This is a genomic window from Gluconobacter albidus (assembly GCF_002723915.1).
GTDB classification, from domain to species: Bacteria; Pseudomonadota; Alphaproteobacteria; order Acetobacterales; family Acetobacteraceae; genus Gluconobacter; species Gluconobacter albidus.
In genome coordinates, this window is the sequence record NZ_BEWL01000001.1 from 579,170 (window position 1) to 606,159 (window position 26,990).

A 26,990-nucleotide genomic window follows, 5' to 3' on the forward strand; every position below is an offset into this window, starting at 1 on the left:
GATCATACTCTTTCCTCCAACGAACTTTCTCTTTTTTTCAGAAGCTCACCAAACAGAAATTCAACATCCAGAATAAATGCCACATTCCCGTCCCCAAGAATGGTTGCAGTCGAAAAACAGGCGATTTTTCTATAGTTGTCCTCAAGATTTTTTACTACAAACCTTGAATGATCAATGATTTTATCAACAATAAATGCCAATTTTTCTTCATTTTCATTTTCTATAACAAAGCAAATTTTCTGATTTAACCCATCAGATGAAGCCCCGATAATATCAGAAGCGTAAATTACAGATAAATAACCATCCCGATAAGGATATCCGTATTTACCTTCTCCTATATGAAAAGCTTTTCTGGAATCGAATATTATTGTTTCAAGAACGTTATTTACCGGAATAACAAAATCCTGACCTTCCGCCTTGAAAATAATTCCTTCAATAACCGACAGCGTAAATGGCAGCGATATCGAAAAGGTCGTTCCCTTTCCTTTTGCAGAGCTGATGAAAATCCTGCCGTTAATCTGCTGAAGGCTCTGTTTGACCACGTCCATTCCCACACCGCGCCCTGACACATCCGTGACCTCGGCAACGGTCGAAAACCCCGGCTCAAAAATCAGGGAATAGATTTCGTCCCGATCAAGCCTCTGCCCTCTTTCAATAATTTTCTTTTCGATGGCTTTCTCGTAAATCCTGTCAGGGTCCAGACCAGCACCGTCATCCTGAATTTCCACGATGATCCGTCCCGAACGCTGAAAAGCCCTGAGCCTGAGCAGACCTTCCGGATCCTTGCCAGCCTGTGCCCTGACCTGCGGACTTTCGATGCCATGATCGATCGCATTACGGACCATATGCGTCAGAGGATCAGACAGCTTTTCGAGGATGGACCTGTCCACCTCCGTGTCTTCTCCCTCCAGCACAAGCCGAACCTGCTTTTCCGTTAGTCTTGCCGTTTCACGCACGACCCGGCCCAGCTTCTGGAAAACGGTTTTGATAGGATAGGCCCGCATGGTGATGACGTTTTCCTGAAGCTCGTGAATAAGCTGCTCCTGCGCCGTCACGACATTCCCCAGAACAGAATCTCCATGAACCTTGTTACGCCGCATCTGTGACTGGATGGCGCCCTGATTGATCACCAGTTCCCCAATCAGATCGACGAGTTTGTCGATCCTCTGGATGTCGACACGAACAGTCGCAGAATCCTTGCGGTCAACGGATTTTCTGACCTGAGGATCTGTTTTTTCTTCAACTGCCACGGGCAGAGGTGCAGGGGCATCATCAACATTTTCAGAGGCAAGCGTAATCGTCGCCTGCAGATCGTCCCCGGACCATTCGAAAATTTCCTCGATATCGACTTGTGACTTCTGAGTTACCAGCAGGAGTTTCCACGTCAGATAACTCTGTTCAGGGAAGATATCGCCAATCAATGGAACGCGGTCAGTATCAACCTTAACCTGAAGCTGTCCCAGTCCCTCCAGCGCGATCAGAATATTCCGGACATCATCGCCACGTTCGTAAAATTCCGGAGTTACTGTCAGGGTAATTGAAAAATTCTGCTCAATCGGAGCATCGATTGCAATTTTAACCGGCGCAAAGGCCATCCCGAAAATATCATCCATCTCGGCATCTTCAGGCGCCTGTTCCGGCTCAGATGTTTCGGAATGAAGATAACTCTCAAGTTCAGAAATCGTATCAGGAGCGACCTCACAGTCTCCCCCGCCATTTTTAAAAGCCGCAACAATATCGAACAGCGCATCCTTACATTTCAGAAATGTGGAGACACTATCGTTTGTGACGGAGTGAGTTCCTGATCGAAACAGGTCAAGCACGCTCTCAAAAAGATGAGAAAATTTGACCAGTTCTTCCATTCCAAAGGCCGCTGCTCCGCCTTTGATGGAATGAACGCACCGAAAGATCGTATTGATCTTTTCTCCGTTCTCTAACTCTTCACCGAGCGTCGTCAGTTCTTCTTCAAGAAGCGCAAGTTGTTCGTCACACTCATCAAAGAAAATCTGCCGGATCGCATCCATGTCATCCGTAAATTCTTCAGTACTCATGAGCTGACCCGCCTTACTGCAGCGAGCAGTTTAGGGCCGTCAAACGGCTTGACGATCCATCCTGTCGCCCCGGCTTCACGTGCTGCACGGCGCAGTTCGTCTCCGGATTCCGTCGTCAGAAAGATGATGGGGACAAACTTCGTCTCGGCCTGGGCGCGCAGAGCCTGGGTCAGCTCCAACCCGTTCATGCGCGGCATGTTGAGATCCGTTATGATAACGGCGGGGGAAAAACCTTTTATTTTTCCTAGTGCGTCTATGCCGTCTTCGGCCGTTTCGACCTCATATCCGCCGTTGCGAAGTTCCCGGCTGACAAGGTCCCGCATGGTTCTGGAATCATCAACAACCAGAATATTCATGCCTCACCTGCCCCTTGCAGAAGAAAATCCCCACCCAGAAGCAAAAGGTTTTCTTTCATTCCCTCGGAAACGTTTCTGATTTCAAAAGGGACGTTCAACGCCTGCGCGGTCGTAAATGCTGAAACGAGCAGCTGAAAGCAGAGCCCTCCCACACGCGCCACGCTCCCCCCATCCAGAAGAAAACCGTCTTCCTGCTTTTTCAGGAGGTCCGAAAACGCCACCGAATATCTGGTGTCCAGTAATTCAGGAAGAATGAGCGCCTCCATTACCGGAACTCCTCCCAGCCTTCATCCGACGTCTGAAAAGAATTCTCCCCCCACTGCGGGGATGACGGCGCCAGAATGGTGTCCTTTTTTTCGAAACCGAGATCGTCATCTCCATGATCCTGCAAATGGAACCGCTGAAGACTTCCAACGAGCTCTCGGGCTTCAGCACTCAGATTATGACTGGCTGCCGTTGCTTCTTCGACCATGGCGGCGTTCTGCTGGGTGTTCTGATCCATCTGGCTGACGGCGACACTGATTTCCGACAGATCATTCGCCTGACTCCGTGCCGCCGTAGCGATTTCACCGATCAGGACACTGATCTCACTGACGTTTTCCACGATGGATTTCATCGCAACACCCGTCTCTTCAACCAGAGAACTGCCGCGACTGACCTGTTGTGCGCTGGAGGTAATCAGTCCTTTGATTTCCTTGGCTGCATCCGCTGACCGCTGGGCCAGCGCACGCACCTCAGCCGCAACGACCGCAAATCCCTTGCCCGCATCCCCGGCTCTGGCGGCCTCAACGCCCGCATTCAGCGCCAGCAGATTGGTCTGAAAAGCGATATCGTCGATCAGTCCGAGAATCTGTGCGATGTGGATGGAAGACTTCTGGATGTCCTGCATGGCCGCCGTGGCAGCCGTCATCACTTCTCCTGACCTTTCGGCGCGATCACGCGTCTGGCTGGCGACTTCGCTCGCATGAACCGATGCCGCAGCCGTCTTGCGGACGGTTTCTGTCACATTCCCGACGGAAATCGTCGTCTCTTCAAGACGTGCGACCTGAAGCTCTGTGCGACGGGCCAGATCATCCGCCGCTGAAGCAATTTCAGCAGACCCCGATGAAATGGTCGAAATACTGTCGTTCAGCGAGACCATCACTTTCTGAAGGGTCACTGCCGTTTCGTTGAAATCCTGTCGCAGCCGGTCATAACGGGCAGGCAAAGCCTCTTCGAGACGGAATCCCAGTTCGCCATCGCGCAGATTCGCCATGGCATTCCCCAGAACCTCAATCACCCGCTCATGCTCGGCAGCTTCTTCCTTGGCCGACTGACGCGCGTCTTCAGCTTCGATCCGAACAGCGGCAAGCGCGGACTGTGCCTGCGATGCCAGAACTTCGCTTCTCTCGGAATTCGTACGTGCCTCACCCAGCATGACCTGCAAGCGGACCAGACTGCCTTCCTGCGTATCTTTTGGCAGGGTTCCCTGTGCGGCCAACTGCCTGACCGCATCCGTCAGCGCATCTCCGCGAGCCGCCACCTGAACAAATGCAAAAATTCCAGAAACTGCAAACAGTCCAAGCAGCGTGATCTCAGGAAAAAGCGACTGCCTGAGAAAGGCAGCGCCCCCGGTCGCCTGCAGTTCCCAGACCAGTCCACTAATCCCGACGACCACAGGAACGGCAAATGCCAGGAGCAGCCGCCGACGAAGCAGGACACTCCCTTGCATGGGAACAGAGCGTATGTCGGACATGCCAGGCCGTCTCCAGAAACACAGATCACACCACGCCGGCCACAGACAGCCGACCAGATGCTTTCCTTCCTAGAGAACAGTTGATTGAAACTCCGTTAATGCCTCTTCAGACAATCGCAGGGGAGGAAGGCTGGCTCAGCGAGGGGACGCTGGAATATCGACATCATGCTGCACGAACATCCGGTTGCCGTAGCGGGGGATCCAGATCCGATAATGCTTCAGAACATCCGCACCCAGAAGCGCATCCGTATCGGACAGCCCTTCCCCCACCCTCAGAGAAACATCGCGGAAAACGATGTCACCCACCTGAAGAGTATCAAAGTGATGAAGATAATTTTTTACCGGGTCCCTTGTAAGACCATATCCAATTGAAACAGGGTCTTTTTCCAGCATGGCACGCGTGACACCCGCCGCCCGCGCCGCGTCCAGACTGATCATGGTCGTTCCCGCCCCCGTATCCAGCGTCGCATCCGTCGGATGGCCGTTGAGGCGTATTTCCAGAGTGGTCTTGTGCCCTTCGTTGTAGATATGACTGATCCGCACCGTATGGACAGGCCCCTCCCATCCCGGAGTGGGAGTTTCACAGTCTTCCGTCTCGACCAGACTGACACGATGTGAAGGCATGTCCACGACCGTATCGTACCGTCCGAGAAAATCGCGCCCGAACAGCCCCACAATTGGAAGACCTGCAATTTTTCCAACAAACTTGCCCGCCCCGGCAACGGCGATGTTGGTCGCTTTGGAGCTGCCCATGTCCAGAGTGTCGATCGTCACGACACGTCCATAGTCCTGCCCTCCGACACCATGGATCAGCACCGTTGCCCCGGTATCATTCAGGCCGAGAGGCTCGACAAAACTCTGTCCAACCGTCGTGGAGAAAGCGCCCGTATCGACAATAAGCGCAACAGGATGTCCGTTGATCGCGGCCCGCACGATCGGGCTGCCCCAGTCATTCAGCACCAGCATGTTCCCGCTCGTGATCAGCTTGCACTGATGCGGACCCGTCTCGCATCCGGCAAGACCCGCCCCCAGCAACAGCAGTGCAGCCAGTCGTCCCAACCTCATGAGGCCCTCCCGCCTGTATCGTTCCGTTACACAGGACACGCCCCCTTCCTGCCGGGCAAGGCAGTTTTTTGATCCAAAAGGTTTTTTTTGAAAAAACCCTCTTGTCACCCCAAGGGCAGACTGTTAAATCACCGCCACCGACCAAGAGGAAGCCAAACAGCTTCCAGACGGAAGGTCCCAAGGTACTGAAAAGTGCCTCTGCGGGTGTAGCTCAGTTGGTTAGAGCGCCGGCCTGTCACGCCGGAGGTCGCGGGTTCGAGCCCCGTCACTCGCGCCACTCCTCTCATGGAGTTGGCCACATTCTTTCCAAAAAAATTCTTGAAGAAAATGCTCCCCGGCTTCAGGGAAGAGTATGATTTTCTTTATTCTGAAATGCCTGATTTCAGGACTCCTGATCGCCGCAGCCTCAGGCATTGCACGCCGCTATCCGGGCTTTGGCGCGCTGATTGCCTCCCTGCCCCTCGTGTCGGTGCTGGGCATGATCTGGCTTTGGCTGGAAAAGCCTGACCGCGTTGTCATGAGCCGTCATGCGGAAGCAACATTCTGGTATGTGCTTCCTTCGCTGCCCATGTTTCTGCTGATCCCGCGACTGCTTCGGGCAGGCATGCCGTTCTGGCTCGCCCTGTCCACAGGATGCGCCCTCACGATTGTTCTGTATCTCTGCACGACATGGGCGCTCGCCCGTTTCGGTACAGGCGGCTGAGACTGACCTCTTATCTTAGCCAGCCTCTTGCAGATAGACGTCCAGAACCTCGTCCGGTGTTCCGTCCATTCGGATATGCCCGTTCTCAAGCCAGATGACGCGCGTACACCACTGTCGCATGACCTTGGGCTGATGAGTGGACAGCACGAGGATTTCCGCTTGTCGGACGAGTTCTTCGAGGCGCGCCTTGGCCTTGTTCATGAAAACCCCGTCCCCCGCGAGAAACCACTCATCCATCAGCAGGATTTCCGGAGCAGACGCCGTCGCCAGGCCAAACGCCAGACGAACACTCATGCCCGCACTATAGGCCTTCATGGGCATGTCCATATAAGGACCGAGCTCAGCGAAATCCTGTACGTCCTGCTCGATCCGAGCGATCTGCTGACGTGAAAGCCCCTCATATCGCCCCTTGAGGCGAATATTCTCACGCCCCGTCAGATCGGGATTCATTCCCAGACCGCTGTCCAGCAGCGTCCGCATCGTTCCCTCGAGTCGCACGCGCCCCGAAACAGGTTCGTAAATGCCTGCCAGTGCACGCAGAAGCGTGGTCTTGCCAGCGCCATTACTACCGATCAACCCCAGCCGCTCGCCGGAATTCAGCGTAAAGCTGATCTCCCGCAGCACGCTCACGATCGTGCGCTCCCGCAGGTCCTGCATCAGATGGGCCGAGGGCGACGACGGCGCAAACCGGGCCAGCGTCTTGCCGACCTGGCGCTTCAGGGAGCGGCTCTGCCCATGATACAGCGGAAAATCAATACAGAGGCGATCAACAACAATCCCGGGCATCAGATCAGATCCAGTAAGGAATGCGCGACCGCATCCGGCAGAACAGGACGGCCGCCAGAAGCCACAGAAGTACACTGTGCGCGATGGCCGCCTCCCACACGACGGGAGCCACCGTCTGCCCCAGAAGGGGCGCACGTACGATTTCAAGCAGCGGATAAAACGGATCCAGCAGCAGATACTGCCGTCCGGTCGTAATCAGTTCCGGCTTCCAGATCACCGGCGTCACGAAAAAGAAGATCTGCATCAGCGACGCCACGATGGGCGCAATGTCCCGAAACCGCGCGCCCAGCATCCCGATCAGCAGAATGATGCAGAAGCTGTCCATAATCCACAGCGGCAGGCTGAACAACAGGCTCCAGACCTGCTGTGGCCAGACATGGAAGACCGCAAACACGGCAACGACCACCACCATATTATGAAGCAGAATCAGCAGATTCCTGACGATCACCTGCACCACTGGCAGGCTGACCGGAATCCGCATCGCATGAAACAGCGACGTGCTCTGCGTAAAGACCGTTCCCGCGTCGTTGATGACGGTACCGCCATATCCCCACAACACGATCGAAAGTGACAGGAACGGCAGATAGGCTTTCAGGTCCATATGAAAGAGAAAGCCATACACAACGCCCATCGCGCCGATCATGACAGCCGTGGAGAGCGTCAGCCACAGCGGCCCCAGAATGGAGCCGCGATACCGCATCTTGATATCCAGCCAGCCGAGCGTCGCCGCCAGCGGCAACAGCCGCAGACCCGCCCGCAGATCGCTCCAGGCGGCGCGGACAAGCCCCCATCCCCGCAGGGGCTGAAGGGTCAGAACAGGAGAACGGGCATTCATGTCTTCCATGCGCCTTCCCTACCATGAAAGCAGACCCTGCCCATCCCCCTTGCCTGCGAAACATCCCTCTTCGCATGACACCATCAGGCCGGGATGATGATTTCCCTTGCATCCTGCGCCAACCTCGCCGACATGCTGCGATCATGTCATATGCTGTGAAGGAAATGTTCGTGACCCTCCAGGGCGAGGGTGCACAGACAGGCCGTGCCTCGGTGTTCTGCCGGTTCGCGGGCTGCAATCTATGGTCGGGCCGCGAACAGGATCGCGCCACGGCCGCCTGTACGTTCTGCGACACCGATTTCATCGGCACGAACGGTGAAGGCGGCGGCCGCTTTGATACCGCCGAAGCACTTGCTGCCACCATCGCGGCCTGCTGGACCGGCATCGCCGATGAGAGCGGCCGCCGCTACGTCGTCTTCACGGGCGGCGAACCGCTGCTTCAGATTGATGATGCCCTGATTGCCGCCGTAAAGGCCCAGGGCTTCGAGATTGCCGTGGAAACCAACGGTACGATCGCAGCCCCTGCGGGAATCGACTGGGTCTGCGTCAGCCCCAAACCCAGCAGCACGCTCGTCCAGACCGACGGCGCGGAACTCAAGCTGATCTACCCCCAGCCCGACCTGCCGCCCGAACTGTTCGAGAAACTCTCCTTCCGTCATTTCTGGCTTCAGCCGATGGACGGCCCCGACCGCATCGCCAACACACAGGCCGCCGTTGCCTACTGCCTGCGCCACCCGCGCTGGCGCCTGTCGCTTCAGACGCACAAGCTGATCGGAATCCCCTGACCATGAGCACGAACCCGGCCATCAGCAGCAACACCGCTCTTGTCCTGTTCTCCGGCGGCCAGGATTCCGCAACCTGCCTCGCCTGGGCCCTCTCCCGCTTTGATCGCGTCGAGACGGTCGGTTATGCTTACGGACAGCGCCACGCCATCGAGCTCGAATGCCGCGACACGCTACGCGAACAGATGGCCGCCTTTTCGCCGGAGTGGAAAGCGCGCCTTGGCGACGATCACACGATCGACCTTGCCTCCCTTGGTGCCCTGTCCGAAACGGCGCTGACCCGCGAAGCTGAGATCGGACTGAGCGAAAACGGGCTGCCAAACACGTTCGTGCCGGGCCGCAACATCATCTTCCTGACCTTCGCAGCCGCTCTCGCCGTCCGCCGCAATGCGCGCCACATCGTCACCGGCGTCTGCGAAACCGATTATTCCGGCTATCCCGACTGCCGCGACGACACAATCAAGGCCCTTCAGGTCGCGCTGAACCTCGGCATGGACCAGCGTTTCGTGCTGCATACGCCGCTAATGTGGATCGACAAGGCCCAGACATGGGACCTGACCGAGCAGCTCGGCGGCCAGACGCTCGTGGACGTCATCAACCGGGACAGCCATTCCTGCTATATGGGCAACCGCACCCACCAGCATGACTGGGGCTACGGCTGCGGCACCTGCCCGGCCTGTAACCTGCGTGCCGACGGATGGCGCCGCTACCAGCAGAGCCGCCATGGAGGCGCCGCATGACCGCCGAACTCGTCTTCACCCGGCGTTTCTGCATGGGTCATAGGCTCATTACGGGCGCCAGCGAACGCTGCGCCATCCCGCATGGCCATAACGAATATGTCCGCGTGAAGCTGCGCCCGGCCAAACAGACCCGGCTGGACGGGCACGCGAACATGATCCTGCCTTTCGCCGAAGCCAAGACGCGCTGGCACCATTTCGTGGACAACAGCCTTGATCACGCGCTCCAGCTTTCGGAAACGGACCCGCTGCTCGCATGGTTCCGCGCCCATGAACCCGAACGCGCCAGCCGGATTGTTGTGACGCCCGGCGATCCGACAACGGAACTCATGGCGGCCCTCATGCTCGCCAAACTGACCGCCATCCTCGCGGATCAGGGCGACATCCTGCGCGTTCACGAGATCGAACTGGAAGAAACACCCACCAACACCGTGCGCCTCGGCGGCAATCCGCAGCATTACCTGCCCGTCGTTTCAAGACCCCCGGAACAGTGCTGGTGGAACAAAGCGGACGCCAGTATTTCCTGACGTCCGGAGGACGCCTCAGACCTTGTGGACCGAAGCGTCGTAGATTTCTTCAATCACCTCTCCCAGCGCTGCATCGAACTGCGCATCATCCATCTGATGACGCAGATCCCCGATCAGCGCGCGGGAGAAACTCGCAATCATCCGCTGATTGTGCCGCAGCTTTTTTTCGCAGGCCTGATCCAGCGGATAGCCCCCTGACAGCGCCACGACCCGCACCATCCGCGGATCACGCGCGATGTCATCATACAGGTCCGCAACGTCCGGGATCGTCACCTTCAGCATGATGCGTGCGTCTTCGGGCAGCTTTTGCAGCTCTTCCAGAACATAATCATGCAGAAGCTGCTCACACGCTGCCTTGTCCGGGCTCTTGATGAGCACTTCCGGCTCCAGAATGGGCACCAGCCCATGTTTGCGGACCTGTTCGGCCACTGCGAACTGCTGCCGGACAATGGCCCGGATGCCGCTTTCGGATGGCAGACGGATCGTGGAACGTTCCTTCGTCCCGTAAACGCCCAGCTTGGCCGCCCGCGCCAGCAGGGCATCCAGATCGGGCATCGGCTTCATGAGCTGAACGCCGTCCGCTTCCGCCTCCAGACCCTTGTCGATCTTCACAAACGGCACAACGCCCCGTTCGCGCCACAGATAGGCCGGAACGGGCTCACCGTTCACATCCCCATCCATCGTGCGCTCGAACAGGATGGCCCCGATCACCTTATCGCCGGTAAAGGAAGGCGCCGTGATGATCCGAACCCGCATGTCGTGCATCAGCGCAAACATCTGGCTTTCATCAGAATATTCGCTCTCGGCAATACCGTACTGCTTCAGCGCGCCTGGCGTGGAGCCGCCACTCTGGTCCAGGGCAGCAATAAACCCGCCCTTATCCGCCATCTGTGACATCATCTTATCTGCGGTGCTCATCAAGATTCCCTTCGATACAGGAAGAACCGTCACCGCTTTCGAAGGACCTCACGGATCACCCCCTCGCAGTACGTTTCCCGACACAGTCCAATCGCGCCGATGCCCGGAATGGTTCCTGCCCGACCAGTTCGGAAAACCATAGCGCAGCCCCGACACCCGATGAAGCGGCTCCCCGCTCACCAAATCAGGATCAGCCGTCTTCAGAGACGTTCGGGGCATTTTCATAAAGCTCAAGAAACGCCTCGATATCGTCGCTCATCAGCGCTCCGCAGCGCTCTTTCACAAGCGTTTCCGGCCATTCCCACCAGGCCAGCGCCAGCAGTCGCGCAATGATGCTTTCGGGAAAACGGTAGCGGATCACTTTTGCCGGATTACCTCCCACAATCGCATATGGAGGCACCGATTTCGTGACAAGCGCCTGCGCTGCGATCACGGCGCCATCGCCAATCGTCACTCCGGACATCAGGGTCGCATGCGCCCCGATCCAGACGTCATTGCCAATCACGACGTCCCCCTTGCTGGAATGATCGGCCTGCCCCTCTTCCGCGGATGGCCAGAAATGCGACAGCGTTTTGAAGGGATAGGTGCTCACCAGATCGGCGCGGTGATTGCCAAGGATGATCGTGACATTTGGCCCGATCGAACAGTAATCGCCGATGATCAACCCCGCCTCGCCTACTTCAAGAACAGCAGGGGCGCCATAGGTATGAGGACCGATCCGCCAGCCCCATTCATCAATCTGATACGCAAGCGCATACTGCGTCAGGGCCTGAAATGCGCGATTTCCGAATGCCATGCGAAATACTCCCAGCTTCTGCTGCCAGACTGGACGAACCCGAGTCCGCCCCCCGGCATCATGTCACCGAGCGGAGATCCACCATAGCCTGCATGTCCTCATCCCAAAGGACGTTGCTCCGGGCTTCACGAATTCCATCCCGCCAGGTCAGGATCTTCACGTTCTGAAAGGCCGGATGGGCGTCATGACATGCCAGCAGCCTGTAATTCGGTATTCCCGGCGCCATGTGATGGACATGATGCGTGCCAATGTCTCCCGTGAACCAGCGCATGATCCGCGAGAAGCGCAGGAACGAACACCCCGTCACCACGGCATCATAATTGTTCCATTGCGGATGCTCCGCCCACTGCACACCCTCAAACTTGTGCTGGACAAGAAAGAGCCACACGCCCGTCACGGCGGCCGGATAGATCACCATGAAGCTGACCAGCAGAACGAGCTTCCATCCAACCAGCCAGGACAGCCCGCCGAACATCGCCACCAGACACAGGTTGGTTGCGTACACGCCAGCCCGCTCGCGGATCCAGTGCCGGGGCGTATCGAAAGCAAACCGGTAGACAATAAAGAAAATCACCGGTGGCATCAGAAAGACCGTCAGGAGCGGGTTCTTGCTCATCCGGTACAGAAACTTCTTCAGGCGCGTCATTTTCCGGTATTCGGCAACGGTAATACAGTCGGAATACAGATCAGACAGCCGCCCGCGCGTATCCATGTTGTTCCAGGACCCGTGATGCAGCCCGTGATGCTTTTTCCAGTGGTCATAGGGCGTCAAAGTCAACAGGGAGCAAAGCCAGCCCGTCACGTCATTGGTCCAGCGCTTTTTGAACAGCGATCCGTGCCCGCAGTCATGCTGAAGGACAAACGTCCGGATGGACAGGCCCGATGCCAGTGGTGTGAGTACCAGAGACCACCACCAGCCCCGCATCAACCCCGCATAGATCAGCACATAACACAGCAGAAGCAGACTAATGGTTGACAGGACCTGAAACAGGCTGGTCCAGAAATGCGAGCCCTGATATTTCCGGACCGATCGCGCTGTCTCGTCGGAACATCCTGACGTTTCCAGTTTATTTTCCCCGAAACCTGTCATGATATTCCATAAATTATTTTATCTATCTCAATAATACAGGAGCAAAATATTATCAATAAGATAAGAATTTAAGATTTGTAACATGCAATAATTATTTAATAATTCATAACATTACATCGCCGTTTCATATTTCTTCCAGCCAGGGTGTATTTTTAGGCTCAAGACCCAGAAAACTTCTGGCCCGCTGATTGGACGCCCCGCTCAGATCATTCTGATAATAGACTGCCTCTTCGCCCAGACGCAGGACCGCGTCGTCTTCTGCAAGATGCCCTGGAGGCGCCGCCCCGACCCACCTTGCATAGGCGGGCAGCCATCGGGAGAATTCCGTCGGCTCATCATCGACCACAGTGTAGATCCCCGCAGGCGCCCGCAGCGCCGCAGCCGTTGCCTGCGCTGCATCATCCACATGAATGAACGAAAACATGCCCCGCCCTGCGCCAATGACGGGGACCTCACCTTTACGGACATGCAGGCTGAACGCACCATCCGGCCAGTACCAGGTACGCGGACCGTAGAAAAACCCATACCGCAGCGCCACGCCTTCCATGACGCCGTCGCTCAGAACGCGCTTTTCCAGCGCTTCATACATCCGCGCGCTCTCCCCGATCCCGCCGGGAGCATCCGTTCTCAACGGGGACTCCTCGGTCGCAAGTCCTCCCTCACCATTCAGGTAAAACCCGCAGGACTGCTGGATATAACGCCGCACCCCCACAGCCCGGGCGGCATCATGGAGATTACCCCCGCCCTCCAGACGCAGCACCCGATCCGCAGGCAGCCTCTGCGCCAGATCGAACGGACTGGACGGGAGGGACGTCAGCTGATCAATCACGACATCCGGCCGCACCCGATCCAGCAGAGCGAACATCCCGGCCCGGTCCAGCGCATCGCCCTCAACCGGAGACGCGCCCAGCGCCTGAATGACGGGCAGATTTTCGGCACGCCGCACCATGCCCCAGACCTCATGCCCCTCTCTCAGCAAACGCGCGATCAGCGGACGCCCTACAGCACCACTTGCCCCGGCCAGCAGAATTTTCATGCCTTCTGTCCTTCAGCCATTACTTTGCAGGGAAGACAAACGGCGCAGCCTTGTCCTTGACGAAAACCGCCAGAAACTGCGCAGGCTCGGTCTGGCTGGCATTGCGCCCGACCAGATGAACATCGTCCGGCCCTTCAAAGAAGGTCTGTCCCGGATGCAGGGTCACGGCCTCTCCACCCCGGACCTGCATGACAACACTGCCCTTCAGCACATACACAAACACCGAGGCATTATGCCGATGGATCGGGTCCGAACCGCCAGGGGGATAGTCCACCGTCAGCATCGCACCCTCTTTTCCGGGAATGCCCGGCAGGTCGTGCGCCAGCAGCGGCGTGACCTTCGTCGCGGCACGAAGGGAAGGCGTGCAGACGCACAAAGCCAAGGCGCCAAGTGCAATAAAACGACGCATAATTCTGTTTCCTGATATTGGATGTGAAAGAAAAATTCAGACCGTGTCCGGGTTCCGCCGCTGCCTGACCCTGCTGGTCCGGCGCGTCTGGGCCCGGTTCTCAAGCCATCCCTGCGCCTCCCCCAGAAACGCAGGCGCCGCCTTGTCCCGGACAGACGCCGCCAGATCAGCCAGAGAAATCCGCGCCAGTTCCTCGCGCATGGTCTGCTCGGCTCGCAGCATGGCCGCATGAATGCTGCACACGCCCTTCGTGGCCCATTGCGGCGGCGTGTCGTCGAACAGGACGCAACGCCCGCGAATTTCCTGACAGTTAAAAAGGCTCTTCCGGCCTTCCGCCGCGTCCACAACGTCCAGCACGCTGATCTGCGCCGGAGGGCGGGCCAGCCTGTAGCCGCCCTTCAGCCCTTCGGAAGCCACCAGAATCCCGGCTTTCTCCAGCTTCGGAAGCTGCTTGGCCATAAATGCCGCCGGGATATCCTGAAGTTCCGCCAGATCCAGACTGCTGACCGGTCCGGGATGATCCACGAGCCACAACAGACTGTGCAGGACGTATTCGGTGCTTGCGCCATAAAGTGCCATACGCAGACCATATAAGTCCGCGTTTTGATTCGCAAGGCATCAACGCGCAAAAACGCGGGCATCAGAAGCTGCGAGACATCATCCGTTTTTTTAGTCTTACAAGCCGTCCGGCGCAGATCAGCTCCGCAGGAGCGACATGATCTCCATCCGCGCCGCACTGTCGCGCAGCCAGCTTCCACGCGCGATGGACGTCACGGTCGTGGAACCGGGCGAGCGCACGCCGCGCATGCTCATGCACATGTGCTCAGCTTCAATGACAACCAGAACGGCTTCCGGCGCCAGAACATCTTCCATGCCCTGCGCGATCTGATCCGTCAGACGCTCCTGAAGCTGCGGACGACGCGCAAAGCCTTCCACAAGCCGCGCAATCTTGCTCAATCCCGTCAGACGCCCACCCGCTGGCAGATAGGCCACATACGCCTTGCCATAAACCGGCAGCAGATGATGCTCGCACATCGAATGGAAGCGGATATCCTTGACGATCACCGCGCCATGATGCCGGTCCGCAGAGAACTGCGTCTTCAGATGGTCCCGCGGGTCCTGATGCAGGCCGCTGAACACTTCCAGATACATCTTCGCAACACGCTGCGGCGTATCCAGCAGACCCTCGCGATCCGGGTTTTCACCCAGCGCCTCAAGAATCTGGCGCACGGCCCCCGCAATCCGCACTTCCGCATCCGCAGGCAGCGGCAAGGCTCCCATCGGGCGACGCTCCTCGGACGAGAGGCTCTCCTGACTGTCCGACTGATAGGCCGATGCGGTGGCTACGGTCGTGGCGTTCAGGTTCGTCATGCGGGTTCAGGCTCCTCTATGCCCCGACGACCCGTGCCGTCAGGGACGCGCCGGGTCACATCCCCCGGGCTCCGCGGCAGGACTGCTAGCGCGTCCCGCACGCGACGTCCACCAATGACATGATCTGGATCAATTTCCGCCAGCGGCTCCAGCACGAAAGCCCGCTCGAACAGACAGGCATGCGGCAGCGTCAGAACCCGGTCCCGAACCTCCCGCGTGCCATAATAAAGAACATCAATATCGACGGCCCGCGCGCCCCAGCGTACGCCCGGCACACGTCCCAGCTCCGCCTCGATCGCCTTGCACATCCGCAGAAGCGTATGAGGCTCCAGCGTCGTCCGCCCGGTCGCACAAATATTGACGAATGCCGGCTGCTCCACTGCGCCCCAGGGCGCACTGTCATACAGCGACGACACCTGCACGATCTCCAGCCCGTCCACGCCGGACAGCCGATCCACCGCCGCCGCCAGAACAGCCTCCCGCTCGCCCAGATTACTGCCCAGCGAGAACGCCACGTCATGAACCCGGGCCTGTTCCACACCCACCGCCGTTCCCGACACCACATACGGCACTGGCGCGGACGGTTTGCGCACTTCAACCCGAACCCACTCCACACGCTCCAGCCGCGCCAGAACGGCTTCGGCAATCCGTCCCGCTACCGTCTCGATGAGCTGAAGTGGCTTTCCGGTCACGATGTCCGAAGCGATATCGCACAGCGTCCCGTAACAGACGGCCTGTTCGTAATCATCGCCGGCAATCGCACCCGACAGATCCGCACGGATCTCGATATCCACTACAAAACGCTGCCCGATCCGCGTCTCTTCGGGCAGTACGCCATGATAGCCAAACAGACACAGATCCCGCACGAAAACGGAAGTCAGGGCAGGTACGATCATCGGACATCCTTCAGAATCTGGCGGATTTTCAACGCATCCACATGCTCGCGCACGTCATGCACCCGCAACATCGCAGCGCCCTGCTCCACCCCGTACAGATGGGTCGCCAGCGTTCCCGCCAGCCGCTCGGACGCCGCACGGCCCAGAAAATGCCCGAACATGGACTTGCGCGACACCCCCAGCAGAACCGGCAGCCCATAGTCGGCCCGCAGATCGCCCAGCCGCGCCACGGCCTCAACATTCTGCGCCTGCGTCTTGCCGAACCCGACACCCGGATCCAGCACAATCCGATCACGCGCAAGGCCGGCCCGCTCCGCGAGTTCCAGAGACCGATCGAAAAAGCGCCGCCAGTCCCCCCGCAGATCCAGAGCCTCGTCCACGTCATGACGGTTGTGCATCACGATAACCGTCGCCTCCGAATCTGCTACTACGGACGCCATGTCCGGGTCCGCCTGCAAACCCCAGACATCGTTGATGACCGCCACACCGGCCTCAAGCGCCCGTCTGGCGACGAAAGCCTTGGTCGTGTCCACCGAAACGGTCATTCCGTCGCCCACAAACTGCCCAACGACCGGTGCAAGGCGCGCCCATTCCTCTTCTGCCGGAACCGGTATAAAGCCCGGCCGCGTGGATTCAGCACCCACATCCAAAAGATCCGCCCCGTCCGCCACAAGCGTCCGACCATGCGCCAGAGCAGCCTCAGGCCGCAGAAAATGCCCGCCGTCGGAGAAGGAATCCGGCGTGATATTCACGATCCCCATCACTGCCACAGGCCCGTTTCCAAACCGGCTCATCCAGCTTTCCCCCATCCGCGTTTCCCCATTTTTTTCAGGACAGATCAGCCACACGCCGCCCCCAGAAGAGCGGAACATCTTCCTCTGGAACCGGGCGCCCCAGATAGAACCCCTGCACTTCCGTACAACCCTGTTCCTGAAGATGGCGGCAATGCTCCGGCGACGACACGCCCTCCGCCGTCACCGTAACACCGAGATCCCGCCCAAGCGCGATCACGTTCCGCACCACCGCCGCACTGCGCGCATCCTGCAACATGTCCTGAATGAAGGCTGCATCCAGCTTGATCTTGGAAAACGGAAACTGTCGCAGATACATCAGCGTCGAAAATCCTTTGCCGAAATCGTCCAGCGCAATCCCCACCCCCCTGCTTTCAAGCTCACGGAAAGCATGGTGCACAAGCGGTCCGACCTCCAGCGCCTGCGTTTCCGTCACTTCGATCTGCAACCGATACGGCTCCAGCCCAACCTGCTCCAGAACCCGAAAAATACGCACCGCAATATCAGGGAGGGAAAAATGCGTCGCCGTCATGTTGACCGAAACCCATAAGGGAACAGGCCAGCGTCGCGCCACCCGGCACGCGTTTTCCAGAACCCAGAAGTCGAATTCCAGCCCGCTCCCGGTCTCGGCAATCGTGTCGATGACCTTCCCGATCGACAGATGCCTGTGCGCCGACCCTTTCCACCGTGACAGCGCCTCAAATCCGATCACCATCCCGGTCTGGGCATTCACGATAGGCTGATACACCAGAGCAAAGGCTTTCTGCCGCAGAGCCTGCCGCACATCACGAAACAGGGTCTGCTGGCGGCTTCCCGCCATTTCCTCACAAGGATCGAAAATGCTATAGCGCCCGACCCGCTCGCCCTGGGCATCGCGCAGCGCCGTCTCGACGGCTTCCACCAGAACCTCGCCGTCTCCGGTCGTCGAGACCGCCATGCCAATCGCAGGCTCAACGTCAATCACGTCCCCAGCCACCTCCCCAGCCACCTCCGCAGCCCCATCCTCGACCACACTGACGGGGCCACTCAGCGTCAACAGGAGTTCCAGAGCCAGGGCCTCCAGGAAATGACGCTTCCCTTCGCCCGGAATCCCCGTCACGACCGCCAGATCCATCGCGCCATACCGCGCTACAAAACAGCCCCCCGCTCCGTTCAGATCTGCAGGCACATGCCGGGCAAGACAGGCATTCAGACGCGACAGGCTTATCTGCAGAACCGCCGCCACCTCATCCGGCGTCATCACACGCCGACGCCCGAGGCTGGAGACCTCCAGCGAAATGAGAATGACCACGAACGCCTGCGCGCCGCGCATTGTCTCCAGCAGGCTTTTCTGAAGATGCTCCTGACAGGCCAGCCGGTTCGGCAGCCCGGTCAGGACATCATGCCGCACGCGATAAAAATGTCGCTCCCTGATCATCTGTAGGGCCGTCACATCTGCGCCGACCCCCAGATACCCCCGGAACACCCCGTCCCGGAAGACAGGTTCTCCCGTCAGCATCCACCAGCGTGCCTCCGGCACGGCCACAGCGCGAACAACCAGTTCCCGAAATGCCAGTCGGTTCGTCAGACAATACGCCAGATGCCGTTCCGGAGAGATCGGACCGGACAGCTCGGCACCAGGCACGGGAATATCCAGCAGACTTCCCAATGTCCTGCCCGCGATCTGCGTCTCATCGCGCCCCAGAAGGCGGCAAAGTCCCGCCGATGGGTTACGCAGAACACCCGCCTCATCGGTCTCCCAGAGCCACCGCCCGGTCGGCGCCGCAGACCTCCGCGTAAGAAGCGACAGAATATCCGCCTGTTCGCGCTGTTTCAGACGCGCCATCTGCATCCGCCACAGCAGAACGCCCACCAGCCGGCTGATCCCAACGACAAAAAGTCCGCAGACCGTGGTCATCAGAAAAAACGATGTCGTAAACAGAACGGACCGGTAAAAACGGCCCTCCAGCAGAGCACCATACGCCCCTGCGATGATCGGCACCACCATGGCTTCGACCGCCCCGTTTACCGGAGCACAGAGCAGAAGCGGCGCCATAAATCCGAAACACACGCCGAGCGTCAGAAGATGGATGTCTTCACAGCGCAGCCGGAAGACCAGAATGATGAAAACGAACCAGACAGACCCAAGAACCCCGTTCAGTGCCCGGAGCGCCCATCGGAGCGCCGCGTAATCCGCAAGGCTCCTCATGGTTCTGACATTTGGCTGAACCCTGGAAAACCAGAGCAGCAGAACACCTTCGATCCCCGCAAGCAGCAGGAGGGCCAGCCAGGGGCTCGACGACCACACCCCGAGCGCCACCACCGGCGCGCTGACGGCCTGAGCCAGAAGATGAAGGGGGAGAAGAAGCCTCAGGGTCCGCAACTGGCCCCGGTTGAATGCGGTCTGAAAATACGCCGGAACCTGTGTCGCCCGGAAGAACAGGTCTTTCCCCAGACCGGAGGCACGGATGCGATTGAAAACCCGAAATAAGGCCCATCGCACAAACAGCGATCGCCGGAACCACCTTTTCAGGCGCTTTCCCCCGGAACCCTGCCGGTCAGGCTCTTCAGCGTGGGATCCATCCTGACACTCAGCCGCGCCGGAAGCCTCGGATCCCCGTTCCCCCCCAGCACTGCTCCCCGCGCCGGACCGTCTGTCGTCTGTCATACACCATCATACCAGTGGAGCACGTCAAAAGTCCGAAACGGCCCCCCGGATCAGAAGAATGCCGTTTCACGAAAACCGGGAAACCATAACGGCAAAAACGCACTTCCCCAAACCCCGGAAAAGCGGTTCTTCATGCGTTCCTTTAACGTTCATGAAGTTTCCTTCGGCGAACCCCGGTGACACCACCGGTTTTGAACTTTCCAGAACGGCCTCCATAGCCCGATCCATCAGGCCTTCCGGGCGCGCTCCAGAAAAGCATCCATCTGATCCGCTTCAAGCGCGCCCGGAGCCACGGCGGCCGTCCCGAAAATGAACGTCGGCGTCCCGTCCAGACCAACAGCACGTCCCTGATCCAGATTGGTCGTGATCAGCGCCACCGTCTGGGGCGAACTCATATCCGCCGTCAGCTTCTTCGCATCCAGCCCATTGGCCTGTGCCAGGGCGACGATCCGCTCCATGCTGGGCTTGGTGGTGTCTTCCATCAGCGCCTTGCGCATAACGTCATATTTACCCTGCGCACTGGCCGCGAAAATGGCCCGCGTGTCCAGAACACTGTTACTCCCCAGAACCGGCACAACCTTCTCGACAAGCCGCACATCCGGATGGCGGCTGAGGAAACTGTCCACCTGCCCCATCATGGAGCGACAGTACGAACAGCGCGGATCATAGAATTCCACAACCGTGATCTTCCCGTGCGGATTGCCCCGGATGGCAAAATCAGGCGCGGTCTGAAGCTCGGACTGATGCGCCTTCACGGCCGCCAGCGTCGAATCCTGCTTCTGCTCCTCGGCCTTTTCACGGATCGAACGGATGGCATCCGTGAGGATGCTCGGGTCATTCTGCAACGCATCGCGCATGATGCCGACAATCTCGGCGCGCTGGGCTGGCGTGAACGACGTGGCCGGAGCCGCCAGAGCCTGACTGCCCGCAAGAAAGGCCATTCCGGCAACAACAGCAGACGCCGTGGCAAGCAGATGGTGTTTCAATGGAAAGCTCCGGATCAGCTGAAAGAAAGACAGAACGTCTGATCCATACGCCATAAAGAACGTCCACCGCAAAGAGAAGACACCAACTCGCCCCTCCCACAAACAGCAGATTACCGTTATGAGGGAACAAGAGCCGGAACCGGACCCACGGCGCAGACCTGTCTGCCCGCGCCCGTACTCCGCCAAGGCCACGAGGCCGGACAGTCGTGACCAGACATTGGAGAAACGCCAGGTGGCGCATCGTCAGCACCAGATTTCCACCCCGGACGCCACACAGACCCGTCGCATCGCGTCCCGTCTCCCGGCCTCACTAATGGCCTCGGTGGCTTCGGGCCTGCTTTTGGGCGCCTGCTCATGGATCCCTGGCTCCCACCTCGTGGGCATCAGCGAAACAGCCGCGCCCGCAGGCGGCAGCATCGGCACGGTCGTCGCCGACGAGCCCCAGGCCGCGCTGGTCGGCCATGACGTGCTGGCCCGCGGCGGCAACGCTGCCGATGCCGCAACCGCCACGGCCCTCGCCCTTGGCGTTACCCTGCCCTCCCGCGCCTCCTATGGTGGCGGCGGCGCGTGCCTGATCAGCCGACCCGGCGAAGCGGCGCAGTCCATTTCCTTCCTGCCCCGCCCCGGCACCAGCAAGGGCGCCGACCGCCCGGCCGGCACGCCTGCCAGCTTCCGTGGTCTGTATCTGATGCAACTCCATTACGGCACAGTCGAGTTCAACGATCTGATCGCCCCGGCCCTGAACCTCGCCAGCACCGGCATCACTGTCAGCCGTGCTCTGGCAACCGATCTGGCCGCCGTCCACACCGCACTTCTTGCGGATGAAAGTGCGCGCACCATTTTCGGACGCGGCGAAGCCTCCACGCTCGCCGCAGGCGACAGCCTGGCCCAGCCCCGGCTCGCAGGCTTCCTCGAACGCATCCGCGTCGCAGGCGTTGGCGACCTCTATAACGGAGCCCTCGCCGACGTTTACGTCACCGCTGCCCAGAAAGCGGGTGGCGGCCTGAACGACGACGACATGCGACAGACCCTCCCCGTCCAGACGGATGCGCTGATGACCCATCAGGGTGGCATGACCGCCTCGTTCCTCGCCCCGCCCGCCGATGGCGGCCTCGGCGCGGCCATCCGATACACGACGGGCGCTTCCGCACAGGGCGCGGTCGCCGCATGGCGCGCCTCCGGCAACACGACCCTCGCCGCCGCTCAGGCAGCCCTCGACAGCGGCCGTTCCGGTAGCGGCAGCCTGCCGTCCCTTCCGGCTTCGACATCCTTCGTCGTGACCGACCATTCGGGCATGGCCGTCGCCTGCGCCCTGAGCGAAAACAACCTGTTCGGAACAGGCCGCATCGCTGGCAGCACCGGCGTCGTCCTCAGCGCCTCCCCGGCCCGGACGCCACAGCCCCTGCTCTCCGCCGCAATCCTGCGTGACCAGCGCAGTCTGCGTGCCGTCATCGCCGCTTCGGGGCAGAACGAAGCCGCGGATGCCGTCGGAGACGCCGCCCGTGCTGCCGCCCATGACGTCCCGATCCCTCATGAAGGAGCCGGTCGCATCAACGCAATTGTCTGCCACGGCGACGATTCGTGCCACGGCGTGACGGACCCCCGCGCCGCAGGCCTCGCGGCCGGCACCACAAACGACAGCGCCCACTAACAAAAAAAGCCCCGCCGGTTTCTGAACCGGCGGGGCTTTTTCATATTCGGGTCCTATCCGGTAAAACTTCGCACCAGACTTCCCGCCACCAGTGACCATCCGTCAACGACCACGAAAAAGATCAGCTTGAACGGAAGCGACACGGTACTTGGCGGCAGCATCATCATGCCAAGGCTCATCAATACGCTGGACACCACCAGATCGATGACCAGAAACGGCAGATAGAGCAGAAATCCCATCTCGAAACCGCGGCGCAGTTCCCCGATCATGAACGCTGGAACCAGCACACGCCAAGGCGTGTCGCCGATCTTCGCAGGCGGCTTTTCATGCGCAATATTGAGGAACGTCGCCACATCCGCAGGCCGCGCCGTCACCGCCATGAAGTCGTGAAACGGCTGGGCCGCCGCCGTCAGCCCCTCCATTTCCCCGACACGCCCCGCCATCATCGGCTCGATCCCCGCATCCCACGACTTCTGAAGTGTCGGCTGCATCACGAACAGGGTCAGAAACAGCGACAGCCCGATCAGAACCGTATTGGGAGGCGTCCCCTGCGCGCCAAGCGCACTGCGAAGCAGCGACAGCACGATCACGATCCGCGTAAACGCCGTAATCATCACCAGCAGGCTCGGCGCCAGAGACAGAACCGTAATCAGCGCCGTAAGCTGCACCAGGCGACTGGTCGTCCCAGCCCCGCCCGCAGCCCCGTTCTGCCCCAGATCAATGCTCACGGCCTGTGCATGCGCCAGATGCGGCACACACACACACGCCAGCAGGATCATAAGCGGAAAAAGCGCCCCAAGCCGCATCAGAGCCTGCCTCACGCCACGTCCTCCGCAGCGGACTCATCCAGCGCCGAGGCAAAAGTCTCCCGCTCCGTCCAGTCCATCAGAATGTCCTGATTGCCCCCCGTGAGGACCAGAACCTCCCGCGCGCCATACCGCACAACCGAAAGACGCCGCGTCCGGTCGAGCGCCATCTGCCCCACAAGCGACAGCCCCGCCTGTCCACCCCGCGCACCGCTCTTTTTCTGCTCCAGAAAACGCAACAGGGGGCGGGCACAGAAAATCAGTACGACAATGAAAATCAGCGCGGCAATCGCATTCACGCATTCATGCAGGGTCATAGGTCAGTCATCCTCATTCCCCGGCATGATGCCCAAGATCGGTTAATGACCGCTTAATTGATGACGGATTTCACGCGAGAGGCTGACAACAGCCTTGGAAACACACGGTGCATATCGAGCGACCACCCCCGAATCTGCGGCTCAGGCAACCATTTATTAAAGATTTCACGCCATCATGTCCCTCGCCGGCATTTTCCCGGCTCCTGCATGACGGAGACTGTCGCGATGCGGAATATCGACTCAACCAGCGCAGGCGGCACCGACCTCTTTTCCCTGGGCCGTGACCGCATGAACTGGCTTCAGGCCCGTCAGCAGGTGCTGGCTGGCAATATCGCCAACTCGGACACGCCGGACTATCAGGCCAGAGACGTATCCCCGTTCGAAGCCGCCCTAGGCGAGTTCGACATCACCCCGACCATCACGCAGCCCGATCATATCGGATACACCGCCTCCGGCGCGCACGTCATCGAGACGTCGTCGGAACAGTCCCTGGACGGAAACCAGATCTCACTGGACCAGCAGATGGAACAGGTCGCGGATGTCAACGACCAGCAGCACCTCGCTGTAAACGTCTATTCCAAATATCTGAGCATGTTCCAGACGGCGCTCGGAAAATAAAGGACGCTGACGGATGAACCTGTCCACCACCATCGGCATTTCCGCAAGCGGCATGGACGCACAGGCCCAGCGCCTGCGCATCGTTGCGGAAAACCTCGCCAATCAGGATACGACCGGCTCGCAGCCAGGCGCTGATCCCTATCGCCGCAAGACCATCACCTTTGCCGAACAGGTGGACAACGAAAGCGGCACCTCGACCGTCGGTGTCCAGAACATTGGTCAGGACATGTCGGATTTCGACACCCGCTACGACCCGTCTCATCCCGCCGCCGACGAGCGCGGTTACGTCAAAGTTTCCAACGTGGATTCCATGACTGAAATGATGGATATGCGTGAAGCCGAGCGCTCCTATGAAGCCAACCTGAACGCCATGCAGAGCAGCCGGACCATGCTGTCCCGCACGCTCGACCTGCTGAAGTAACCCACATGCTCACCTCCCTCTCCCATGCTCATAACGCCTACGCCGTCCAGAGCCTCCAGAGCCGCCTGGAGGGCGTTACGGACGATATCGCGGACGGCATTCAGAACTCGTCCGCAACGGGCAGCAGCAGTTCCGGAACGGATTTCGGCTCCATCCTGTCCCAGTCCGTCAGCAGCGTCATCGACAGCGGTCATGATGCCGAGGCCAAGGCCGCTCAGGGCCTCAAGGGCGGTGGCGACATGACCCAGATCGTCACCGCCATTTCCAATGCACAGCTCGCCCTCCAGACCACGACCGTGATCCGCGACCGAATGGTGCAGGCGTATCAGGATGTGATGAAAATGACGATCTGACCATGCAGGCCATCGATCTCGGTGCCATTCTGGAGCAGACATTCATTGTTGCTCTCAAACTGAGCGCCCCAGCCCTGCTTACCGCACTCGGGGTCGGCCTTCTGGTCTCCCTCGTACAGGCCGTGACCCAGCTCAACGAAGCCACACTGTCCTTTGTCCCGAAGGTTCTGGCCATTGGGGCCGTCATGGTGATGGCAGGGTCCTTCATGACCGCAACGCTCATCAGTTTCGCCCGACACCTCTTCGATCAGCTCATTCTCGTCGGCACGACCTGAGCCTGCTGCCTTTCAGATCCGGATTTGACTGACATGTGCGTGCCCAAAGCAACCGTTCTGTGAACACGGGTCTTACCGATACGGCAGTCCCCACAGCGCTCCAGGGACTTGACCTCAGCGGCCCGGTTCTGAGCGTCTGGGCGCTTGCTTTCGTTCTGGTTCTCTCCCGGACCGGCGGGGTCGTCATGCTCATGCCGGGCATCGGCGAACAGTCCATGCCCATGATGGTCCGCGCCGGATGCGCCCTCACGCTGACGGTCCTGCTTCTTCCGCTCGTCGCCCCCCTTCTGATGCAAACGCATCTGGACGCCCTCGCCCCCCTCGCCCTGTGCGGCATGATTGCCGTTGAGCTTTTCGCGGGGGTTCTGATCGGCTGGATGGCCCGCCTGATCTGTATGGCTCTGCCGATTGCCGGTCAGATCATCGCAGTCTGTATGGGAATTTCCAGCGTCCTTCAGCCCGATCCGGATCTGGGCTCCGGCAGCTCTGCTCCCGCCCGTTTCCTCAATCTGCTGGCGCCGCTCGTGCTGCTCGTGACGGGTGCCTATATTCTGCCCATCCGCGCGATCCTCGGCAGCTACACCATCATCCCCCCAGGCGGTGCGCTCCTCCTTGCCACGACACATGCCCACTGGAATTTGCTGGGCGATTCCGCGCAGGGCGTCATCCAGCTTACGGAACACAGCTTCGCTCTGGGACTGGAACTCAGCGCACCCTTTCTGATCCTGTCACTCGTCTGGCAGGGCATGCTGGGCATCATGACACGCCTGCTTCCGACGCTACAGATCTACAACGCCGCCAGCCCCCTGCAACTTCTGGGCGGCATCGCCCTTCTCGGCCTCACCCTCAGCACCATGATCGCCATCTGGCAGGGACAGGCCTTCGACGTCCTCCGGGCCCTTCCGGGTCTCTGAACGATGTCTGACTCCGACGACAAAACAGAAGCCCCATCAGCCCACCGCCTCCAGAAAGCGCGCGAGGACGGTCAAATTGTCATGTCCCGCGAGGCCATGAGCTTTGTGGCCCTTCTGGGAGGGTTCGCAGGAATTTTCATGATCCTGCCCCACCTCGTGACGGATTTTGTCCACAGCATGAAGGCCCTCATGGCCAATGCAGGCACGGTCCCGATGGCGCAGGGCGGTTTGCTGAGCAGTACCAATCACGCCATTGAGGCGGGGCTCTCTCTGGCCGTTCCCATGGCGGCCACCGTGGCGGCCTTCTGCCTCGGCGCGGGATTTCTGCAAACGGGCTTCCTCATCCATCCCGAGTCATTGCTGCCAAAGTTCGAACGGGTCTCTCCACTCGCCGGCTTCAAGCGCATTGCGGGCGGCGGAACCCTGCCGGACACGTTCAAGGCTCTCGCAAAATTTGTCATCTTCGCCGCCGTGCTCTGGCACATCACCAGAAATGCCATTCCAACCGCGTCCCGGATGGTCGGGCTGGAACCCGGCCCGCTCCTGAAAATGATGACAGACCTCGGATTCAGCGCCGCCGCCGCGATGATCGGCGCACAGCTGGTGATCGCGGGCTTCGATATTTTCTGGATGCGCTTTCGCCATACGTCCAAGCTGAAAATGAGTCGGGAAGACCTCAAGGACGAATATCGGAATGCGGAGGGCGACCCCCATGTGAAAGGTCGCCAGAAAGCCCTGCGCGCCAAGGCTGCCAAACAACGCATGATGGCAGCCGTCAAAACAGCCACCGTTGTCGTCACCAACCCTACGCACTACGCGGTCGCCCTTGTCTATGAAAAGGGCACAGGCGGCGCCCCAAGAATCGTTGCCAAAGGCATGGATGACGTGGCCGCCAGAATCAGGGAAATCGCACAGGACAACCGTGTCCCGGTTGTTGCCAACCTGCCTCTGGCCCGCGCCCTCTTCACCCTCCCGCTGGAAAGCGAGATCCCGGCCGAACATTTCAAGGTTGTGGCGGCCATTATTGCCTATGTCTGGAAACTTAAACGTCCCGCAGGCCTTTCCGCCCCACTGAGGTAAGCCAGCCCCTCGCCCACGGAAAAAATCTTCCACCAAAG

General features: G+C 59.5%; 31 protein-coding genes and 1 tRNA gene. 12 read left to right on the plus strand and 20 right to left on the minus strand.

Annotated features, from left to right (window positions below; translation table 11 throughout):
- Positions 1–2: 2 nt before the first annotated feature.
- The 5 genes from GAL01_RS02735 to GAL01_RS02755 form a co-directional block, all read right to left on the minus strand.
- Positions 3–2,051: a chemotaxis protein CheA gene (locus GAL01_RS02735; RefSeq protein WP_062030396.1), complete on the minus strand. Its 2,049-nt coding sequence runs from the start codon at positions 2,049–2,051 to the stop codon at positions 3–5.
- The gene (locus GAL01_RS02740) at positions 2,048–2,407 is read right to left on the minus strand and encodes a response regulator (protein WP_062030398.1); all 360 of its coding nucleotides are present in this window, start codon (positions 2,405–2,407) and stop codon (positions 2,048–2,050) included. The genes GAL01_RS02735 and GAL01_RS02740 overlap by 4 nt, the downstream gene beginning before the upstream one ends.
- Positions 2,404–2,673 carry a hypothetical protein gene (locus GAL01_RS02745; RefSeq protein ID WP_062030400.1) on the minus strand — a complete coding sequence of 90 codons (270 nt, stop codon included), beginning with the start codon at positions 2,671–2,673 and terminating at the stop codon, positions 2,404–2,406. Before GAL01_RS02745 ends, GAL01_RS02740 begins: the two co-directional genes overlap by 4 nt.
- On the minus strand, positions 2,673–4,142 hold the full coding sequence (locus GAL01_RS02750; RefSeq protein WP_062030402.1) for a methyl-accepting chemotaxis protein: 1,470 nt from the start codon (positions 4,140–4,142) through the stop codon (positions 2,673–2,675). The genes GAL01_RS02745 and GAL01_RS02750 overlap by 1 nt, the downstream gene beginning before the upstream one ends.
- 135 nt (positions 4,143–4,277) lie before the next feature.
- Positions 4,278–5,207, minus strand: coding sequence for a retroviral-like aspartic protease family protein (locus tag GAL01_RS02755; protein WP_062030404.1), 930 nt, complete (start codon positions 5,205–5,207; stop codon positions 4,278–4,280).
- Between the two features lie 200 nt (positions 5,208–5,407).
- Between GAL01_RS02755 and GAL01_RS02760 the strand changes: the two genes are divergently transcribed.
- Both GAL01_RS02760 and GAL01_RS02765 read left to right on the plus strand, forming a co-directional pair.
- A tRNA-Asp gene (locus GAL01_RS02760) sits at positions 5,408–5,484 on the plus strand.
- 75 nt (positions 5,485–5,559) lie between these two features.
- Entirely contained in the window at positions 5,560–5,910 is a 351-nt protein-coding gene (locus tag GAL01_RS02765) for a DUF3147 family protein (RefSeq protein ID WP_062030406.1), read from the plus strand.
- A 15-nt stretch (positions 5,911–5,925) separates the two neighbouring features.
- Here the strand turns inward: GAL01_RS02765 and GAL01_RS02770 are convergent, their stop codons facing one another.
- Both GAL01_RS02770 and GAL01_RS02775 read right to left on the minus strand, forming a co-directional pair.
- On the minus strand, positions 5,926–6,696 hold the full coding sequence (locus GAL01_RS02770) for an ABC transporter ATP-binding protein (RefSeq protein ID WP_062030408.1): 771 nt from the start codon (positions 6,694–6,696) through the stop codon (positions 5,926–5,928).
- 4 nt (positions 6,697–6,700) lie between these two features.
- The gene (locus tag GAL01_RS02775; RefSeq protein WP_062030410.1) at positions 6,701–7,540 is read right to left on the minus strand and encodes an ABC transporter permease; all 840 of its coding nucleotides are present in this window, start codon (positions 7,538–7,540) and stop codon (positions 6,701–6,703) included.
- A 134-nt stretch (positions 7,541–7,674) separates the two neighbouring features.
- Between GAL01_RS02775 and queE the strand changes: the two genes are divergently transcribed.
- The 3 genes from queE to GAL01_RS02790 are packed head-to-tail and all read left to right on the plus strand — an operon-like array spanning position 7,675 to position 9,577.
- Entirely contained in the window at positions 7,675–8,316 is a 642-nt protein-coding gene (gene queE, locus GAL01_RS02780) for a 7-carboxy-7-deazaguanine synthase (protein ID WP_062030412.1), read from the plus strand.
- 2 nt (positions 8,317–8,318) lie between these two features.
- Entirely contained in the window at positions 8,319–9,053 is a 735-nt protein-coding gene (gene queC / locus GAL01_RS02785) for a 7-cyano-7-deazaguanine synthase QueC (RefSeq protein WP_062030414.1), read from the plus strand.
- Positions 9,050–9,577, plus strand: a complete 528-nt coding sequence (locus GAL01_RS02790; RefSeq protein ID WP_062030415.1) for a 6-carboxytetrahydropterin synthase — start codon at positions 9,050–9,052, stop codon at positions 9,575–9,577. The genes queC and GAL01_RS02790 overlap by 4 nt, the downstream gene beginning before the upstream one ends.
- Positions 9,578–9,592: 15 nt before the next feature.
- On the opposite strand, the gene GAL01_RS02795 is transcribed toward GAL01_RS02790, so the two are convergent.
- The 11 genes from GAL01_RS02795 to GAL01_RS02845 all read right to left on the minus strand — a co-directional run bounded on the left by GAL01_RS02795 (position 9,593) and on the right by GAL01_RS02845 (position 20,517).
- Positions 9,593–10,495, minus strand: coding sequence for a fructose bisphosphate aldolase (locus GAL01_RS02795; RefSeq protein WP_062030417.1), 903 nt, complete (start codon positions 10,493–10,495; stop codon positions 9,593–9,595).
- A gap of 190 nt (positions 10,496–10,685) precedes the next feature.
- Positions 10,686–11,291 (minus strand): CatB-related O-acetyltransferase, encoded by a 606-nt coding sequence (locus tag GAL01_RS02800; protein WP_062030419.1) that lies wholly within the window; start codon positions 11,289–11,291, stop codon positions 10,686–10,688.
- Positions 11,292–11,349: 58 nt separating this feature from the next.
- Complete coding sequence (locus GAL01_RS02805) at positions 11,350–12,381, minus strand: fatty acid desaturase family protein (RefSeq protein WP_062030422.1); 1,032 nt, start codon at positions 12,379–12,381, stop codon at positions 11,350–11,352.
- Between the two features lie 124 nt (positions 12,382–12,505).
- On the minus strand, positions 12,506–13,417 hold the full coding sequence (locus GAL01_RS02810; RefSeq protein ID WP_062030424.1) for an NAD-dependent epimerase/dehydratase family protein: 912 nt from the start codon (positions 13,415–13,417) through the stop codon (positions 12,506–12,508).
- A 19-nt stretch (positions 13,418–13,436) separates the two neighbouring features.
- On the minus strand, positions 13,437–13,826 hold the full coding sequence (locus GAL01_RS02815) for a cupin domain-containing protein (RefSeq protein ID WP_062030426.1): 390 nt from the start codon (positions 13,824–13,826) through the stop codon (positions 13,437–13,439).
- Positions 13,827–13,862: 36 nt separating this feature from the next.
- The gene (locus GAL01_RS02820) at positions 13,863–14,405 is read right to left on the minus strand and encodes an RrF2 family transcriptional regulator (RefSeq protein ID WP_062030428.1); all 543 of its coding nucleotides are present in this window, start codon (positions 14,403–14,405) and stop codon (positions 13,863–13,865) included.
- 117 nt (positions 14,406–14,522) lie between these two features.
- Positions 14,523–15,197: a GTP cyclohydrolase I FolE gene (folE, locus tag GAL01_RS02825; RefSeq protein ID WP_231865344.1), complete on the minus strand. Its 675-nt coding sequence runs from the start codon at positions 15,195–15,197 to the stop codon at positions 14,523–14,525.
- Positions 15,194–16,093 carry a 2-amino-4-hydroxy-6-hydroxymethyldihydropteridine diphosphokinase gene (gene folK / locus GAL01_RS02830; RefSeq protein WP_062030430.1) on the minus strand — a complete coding sequence of 300 codons (900 nt, stop codon included), beginning with the start codon at positions 16,091–16,093 and terminating at the stop codon, positions 15,194–15,196. Before folK ends, folE begins: the two co-directional genes overlap by 4 nt.
- A complete protein-coding gene (folP, locus tag GAL01_RS02835) occupies positions 16,090–16,887 on the minus strand; it encodes a dihydropteroate synthase (RefSeq protein WP_231865346.1) in 798 nt (265 codons plus the stop codon). Before folP ends, folK begins: the two co-directional genes overlap by 4 nt.
- A gap of 34 nt (positions 16,888–16,921) precedes the next feature.
- Positions 16,922–19,366: a putative bifunctional diguanylate cyclase/phosphodiesterase gene (locus GAL01_RS02840; protein ID WP_169926395.1), complete on the minus strand. Its 2,445-nt coding sequence runs from the start codon at positions 19,364–19,366 to the stop codon at positions 16,922–16,924.
- A 392-nt stretch (positions 19,367–19,758) separates the two neighbouring features.
- Positions 19,759–20,517, minus strand: coding sequence for a DsbA family protein (locus GAL01_RS02845; protein ID WP_231865348.1), 759 nt, complete (start codon positions 20,515–20,517; stop codon positions 19,759–19,761).
- 232 nt (positions 20,518–20,749) lie between these two features.
- Between GAL01_RS02845 and GAL01_RS02850 the strand changes: the two genes are divergently transcribed.
- Positions 20,750–22,168 carry a gamma-glutamyltransferase gene (locus GAL01_RS02850; protein ID WP_082790729.1) on the plus strand — a complete coding sequence of 473 codons (1,419 nt, stop codon included), beginning with the start codon at positions 20,750–20,752 and terminating at the stop codon, positions 22,166–22,168.
- Positions 22,169–22,221: 53 nt separating this feature from the next.
- Here GAL01_RS02850 and fliP read toward each other — a convergent pair whose 3' ends face one another.
- Entirely contained in the window at positions 22,222–22,947 is a 726-nt protein-coding gene (gene fliP, locus GAL01_RS02855; protein WP_331709171.1) for a flagellar type III secretion system pore protein FliP, read from the minus strand.
- Between the two features lie 38 nt (positions 22,948–22,985).
- Positions 22,986–23,291, minus strand: coding sequence for a flagellar biosynthetic protein FliO (locus GAL01_RS02860; protein WP_062030439.1), 306 nt, complete (start codon positions 23,289–23,291; stop codon positions 22,986–22,988).
- A 207-nt stretch (positions 23,292–23,498) separates the two neighbouring features.
- On the opposite strand from GAL01_RS02860, the gene GAL01_RS02865 reads away from it, so the two are divergent.
- Genes GAL01_RS02865 through GAL01_RS02890 form a run of 6 tightly spaced genes read left to right on the plus strand, consistent with a single transcriptional unit; the run spans position 23,499 to position 26,952 of the window.
- The gene (locus GAL01_RS02865) at positions 23,499–23,909 is read left to right on the plus strand and encodes a flagellar basal body rod protein FlgB (RefSeq protein WP_255308566.1); all 411 of its coding nucleotides are present in this window, start codon (positions 23,499–23,501) and stop codon (positions 23,907–23,909) included.
- Between the two features lie 13 nt (positions 23,910–23,922).
- Positions 23,923–24,330 (plus strand): flagellar basal body rod protein FlgC, encoded by a 408-nt coding sequence (flgC, locus tag GAL01_RS02870; RefSeq protein WP_062030443.1) that lies wholly within the window; start codon positions 23,923–23,925, stop codon positions 24,328–24,330.
- Positions 24,331–24,335: 5 nt separating this feature from the next.
- A complete protein-coding gene (gene fliE, locus GAL01_RS02875; protein ID WP_062030446.1) occupies positions 24,336–24,683 on the plus strand; it encodes a flagellar hook-basal body complex protein FliE in 348 nt (115 codons plus the stop codon).
- A gap of 2 nt (positions 24,684–24,685) precedes the next feature.
- Positions 24,686–24,958 (plus strand): flagellar biosynthetic protein FliQ, encoded by a 273-nt coding sequence (locus GAL01_RS02880; protein ID WP_062030448.1) that lies wholly within the window; start codon positions 24,686–24,688, stop codon positions 24,956–24,958.
- Positions 24,959–25,017: 59 nt separating this feature from the next.
- Positions 25,018–25,872, plus strand: a complete 855-nt coding sequence (locus GAL01_RS02885; protein WP_062030474.1) for a flagellar biosynthetic protein FliR — start codon at positions 25,018–25,020, stop codon at positions 25,870–25,872.
- A 3-nt stretch (positions 25,873–25,875) separates the two neighbouring features.
- Positions 25,876–26,952, plus strand: coding sequence for an EscU/YscU/HrcU family type III secretion system export apparatus switch protein (locus tag GAL01_RS02890; protein ID WP_062030450.1), 1,077 nt, complete (start codon positions 25,876–25,878; stop codon positions 26,950–26,952).
- Positions 26,953–26,990 lie beyond the last annotated feature (38 nt).

Bases quoted from the DNA above. Each gene is read 5' to 3' on its own strand.
- GAL01_RS02735 (WP_062030396.1), bottom strand. From the start codon at position 2,051: ATGAGTACTGAAGAATTTACGGATGACATGGATGCGATCCGGCAGATT.
- GAL01_RS02740 (WP_062030398.1), bottom strand. From the start codon at position 2,407: ATGAATATTCTGGTTGTTGATGATTCCAGAACCATGCGGGACCTTGTC.
- GAL01_RS02745 (WP_062030400.1), bottom strand. From the start codon at position 2,673: ATGGAGGCGCTCATTCTTCCTGAATTACTGGACACCAGATATTCGGTG.
- GAL01_RS02750 (WP_062030402.1), bottom strand. From the start codon at position 4,142: ATGTCCGACATACGCTCTGTTCCCATGCAAGGGAGTGTCCTGCTTCGT.
- GAL01_RS02755 (WP_062030404.1), bottom strand. From the start codon at position 5,207: ATGAGGTTGGGACGACTGGCTGCACTGCTGTTGCTGGGGGCGGGTCTT.
- GAL01_RS02765 (WP_062030406.1), top strand. From the start codon at position 5,560: ATGATTTTCTTTATTCTGAAATGCCTGATTTCAGGACTCCTGATCGCC.
- GAL01_RS02770 (WP_062030408.1), bottom strand. From the start codon at position 6,696: ATGCCCGGGATTGTTGTTGATCGCCTCTGTATTGATTTTCCGCTGTAT.
- GAL01_RS02775 (WP_062030410.1), bottom strand. From the start codon at position 7,540: ATGGAAGACATGAATGCCCGTTCTCCTGTTCTGACCCTTCAGCCCCTG.
- queE (WP_062030412.1), top strand. From the start codon at position 7,675: ATGTCATATGCTGTGAAGGAAATGTTCGTGACCCTCCAGGGCGAGGGT.
- queC (WP_062030414.1), top strand. From the start codon at position 8,319: ATGAGCACGAACCCGGCCATCAGCAGCAACACCGCTCTTGTCCTGTTC.
- GAL01_RS02790 (WP_062030415.1), top strand. From the start codon at position 9,050: ATGACCGCCGAACTCGTCTTCACCCGGCGTTTCTGCATGGGTCATAGG.
- GAL01_RS02795 (WP_062030417.1), bottom strand. From the start codon at position 10,495: ATGAGCACCGCAGATAAGATGATGTCACAGATGGCGGATAAGGGCGGG.
- GAL01_RS02800 (WP_062030419.1), bottom strand. From the start codon at position 11,291: ATGGCATTCGGAAATCGCGCATTTCAGGCCCTGACGCAGTATGCGCTT.
- GAL01_RS02805 (WP_062030422.1), bottom strand. From the start codon at position 12,381: ATGACAGGTTTCGGGGAAAATAAACTGGAAACGTCAGGATGTTCCGAC.
- GAL01_RS02810 (WP_062030424.1), bottom strand. From the start codon at position 13,417: ATGAAAATTCTGCTGGCCGGGGCAAGTGGTGCTGTAGGGCGTCCGCTG.
- GAL01_RS02815 (WP_062030426.1), bottom strand. From the start codon at position 13,826: ATGCGTCGTTTTATTGCACTTGGCGCCTTGGCTTTGTGCGTCTGCACG.
- GAL01_RS02820 (WP_062030428.1), bottom strand. From the start codon at position 14,405: ATGGCACTTTATGGCGCAAGCACCGAATACGTCCTGCACAGTCTGTTG.
- folE (WP_231865344.1), bottom strand. From the start codon at position 15,197: ATGACGAACCTGAACGCCACGACCGTAGCCACCGCATCGGCCTATCAG.
- folK (WP_062030430.1), bottom strand. From the start codon at position 16,093: ATGATCGTACCTGCCCTGACTTCCGTTTTCGTGCGGGATCTGTGTCTG.
- folP (WP_231865346.1), bottom strand. From the start codon at position 16,887: ATGAGCCGGTTTGGAAACGGGCCTGTGGCAGTGATGGGGATCGTGAAT.
- fliP (WP_331709171.1), bottom strand. From the start codon at position 22,947: ATGATCCTGCTGGCGTGTGTGTGTGTGCCGCATCTGGCGCATGCACAG.
- GAL01_RS02860 (WP_062030439.1), bottom strand. From the start codon at position 23,291: ATGACCCTGCATGAATGCGTGAATGCGATTGCCGCGCTGATTTTCATT.
- GAL01_RS02865 (WP_255308566.1), top strand. From the start codon at position 23,499: ATGACGGAGACTGTCGCGATGCGGAATATCGACTCAACCAGCGCAGGC.
- flgC (WP_062030443.1), top strand. From the start codon at position 23,923: ATGAACCTGTCCACCACCATCGGCATTTCCGCAAGCGGCATGGACGCA.
- fliE (WP_062030446.1), top strand. From the start codon at position 24,336: ATGCTCACCTCCCTCTCCCATGCTCATAACGCCTACGCCGTCCAGAGC.
- GAL01_RS02880 (WP_062030448.1), top strand. From the start codon at position 24,686: ATGCAGGCCATCGATCTCGGTGCCATTCTGGAGCAGACATTCATTGTT.
- GAL01_RS02890 (WP_062030450.1), top strand. From the start codon at position 25,876: ATGTCTGACTCCGACGACAAAACAGAAGCCCCATCAGCCCACCGCCTC.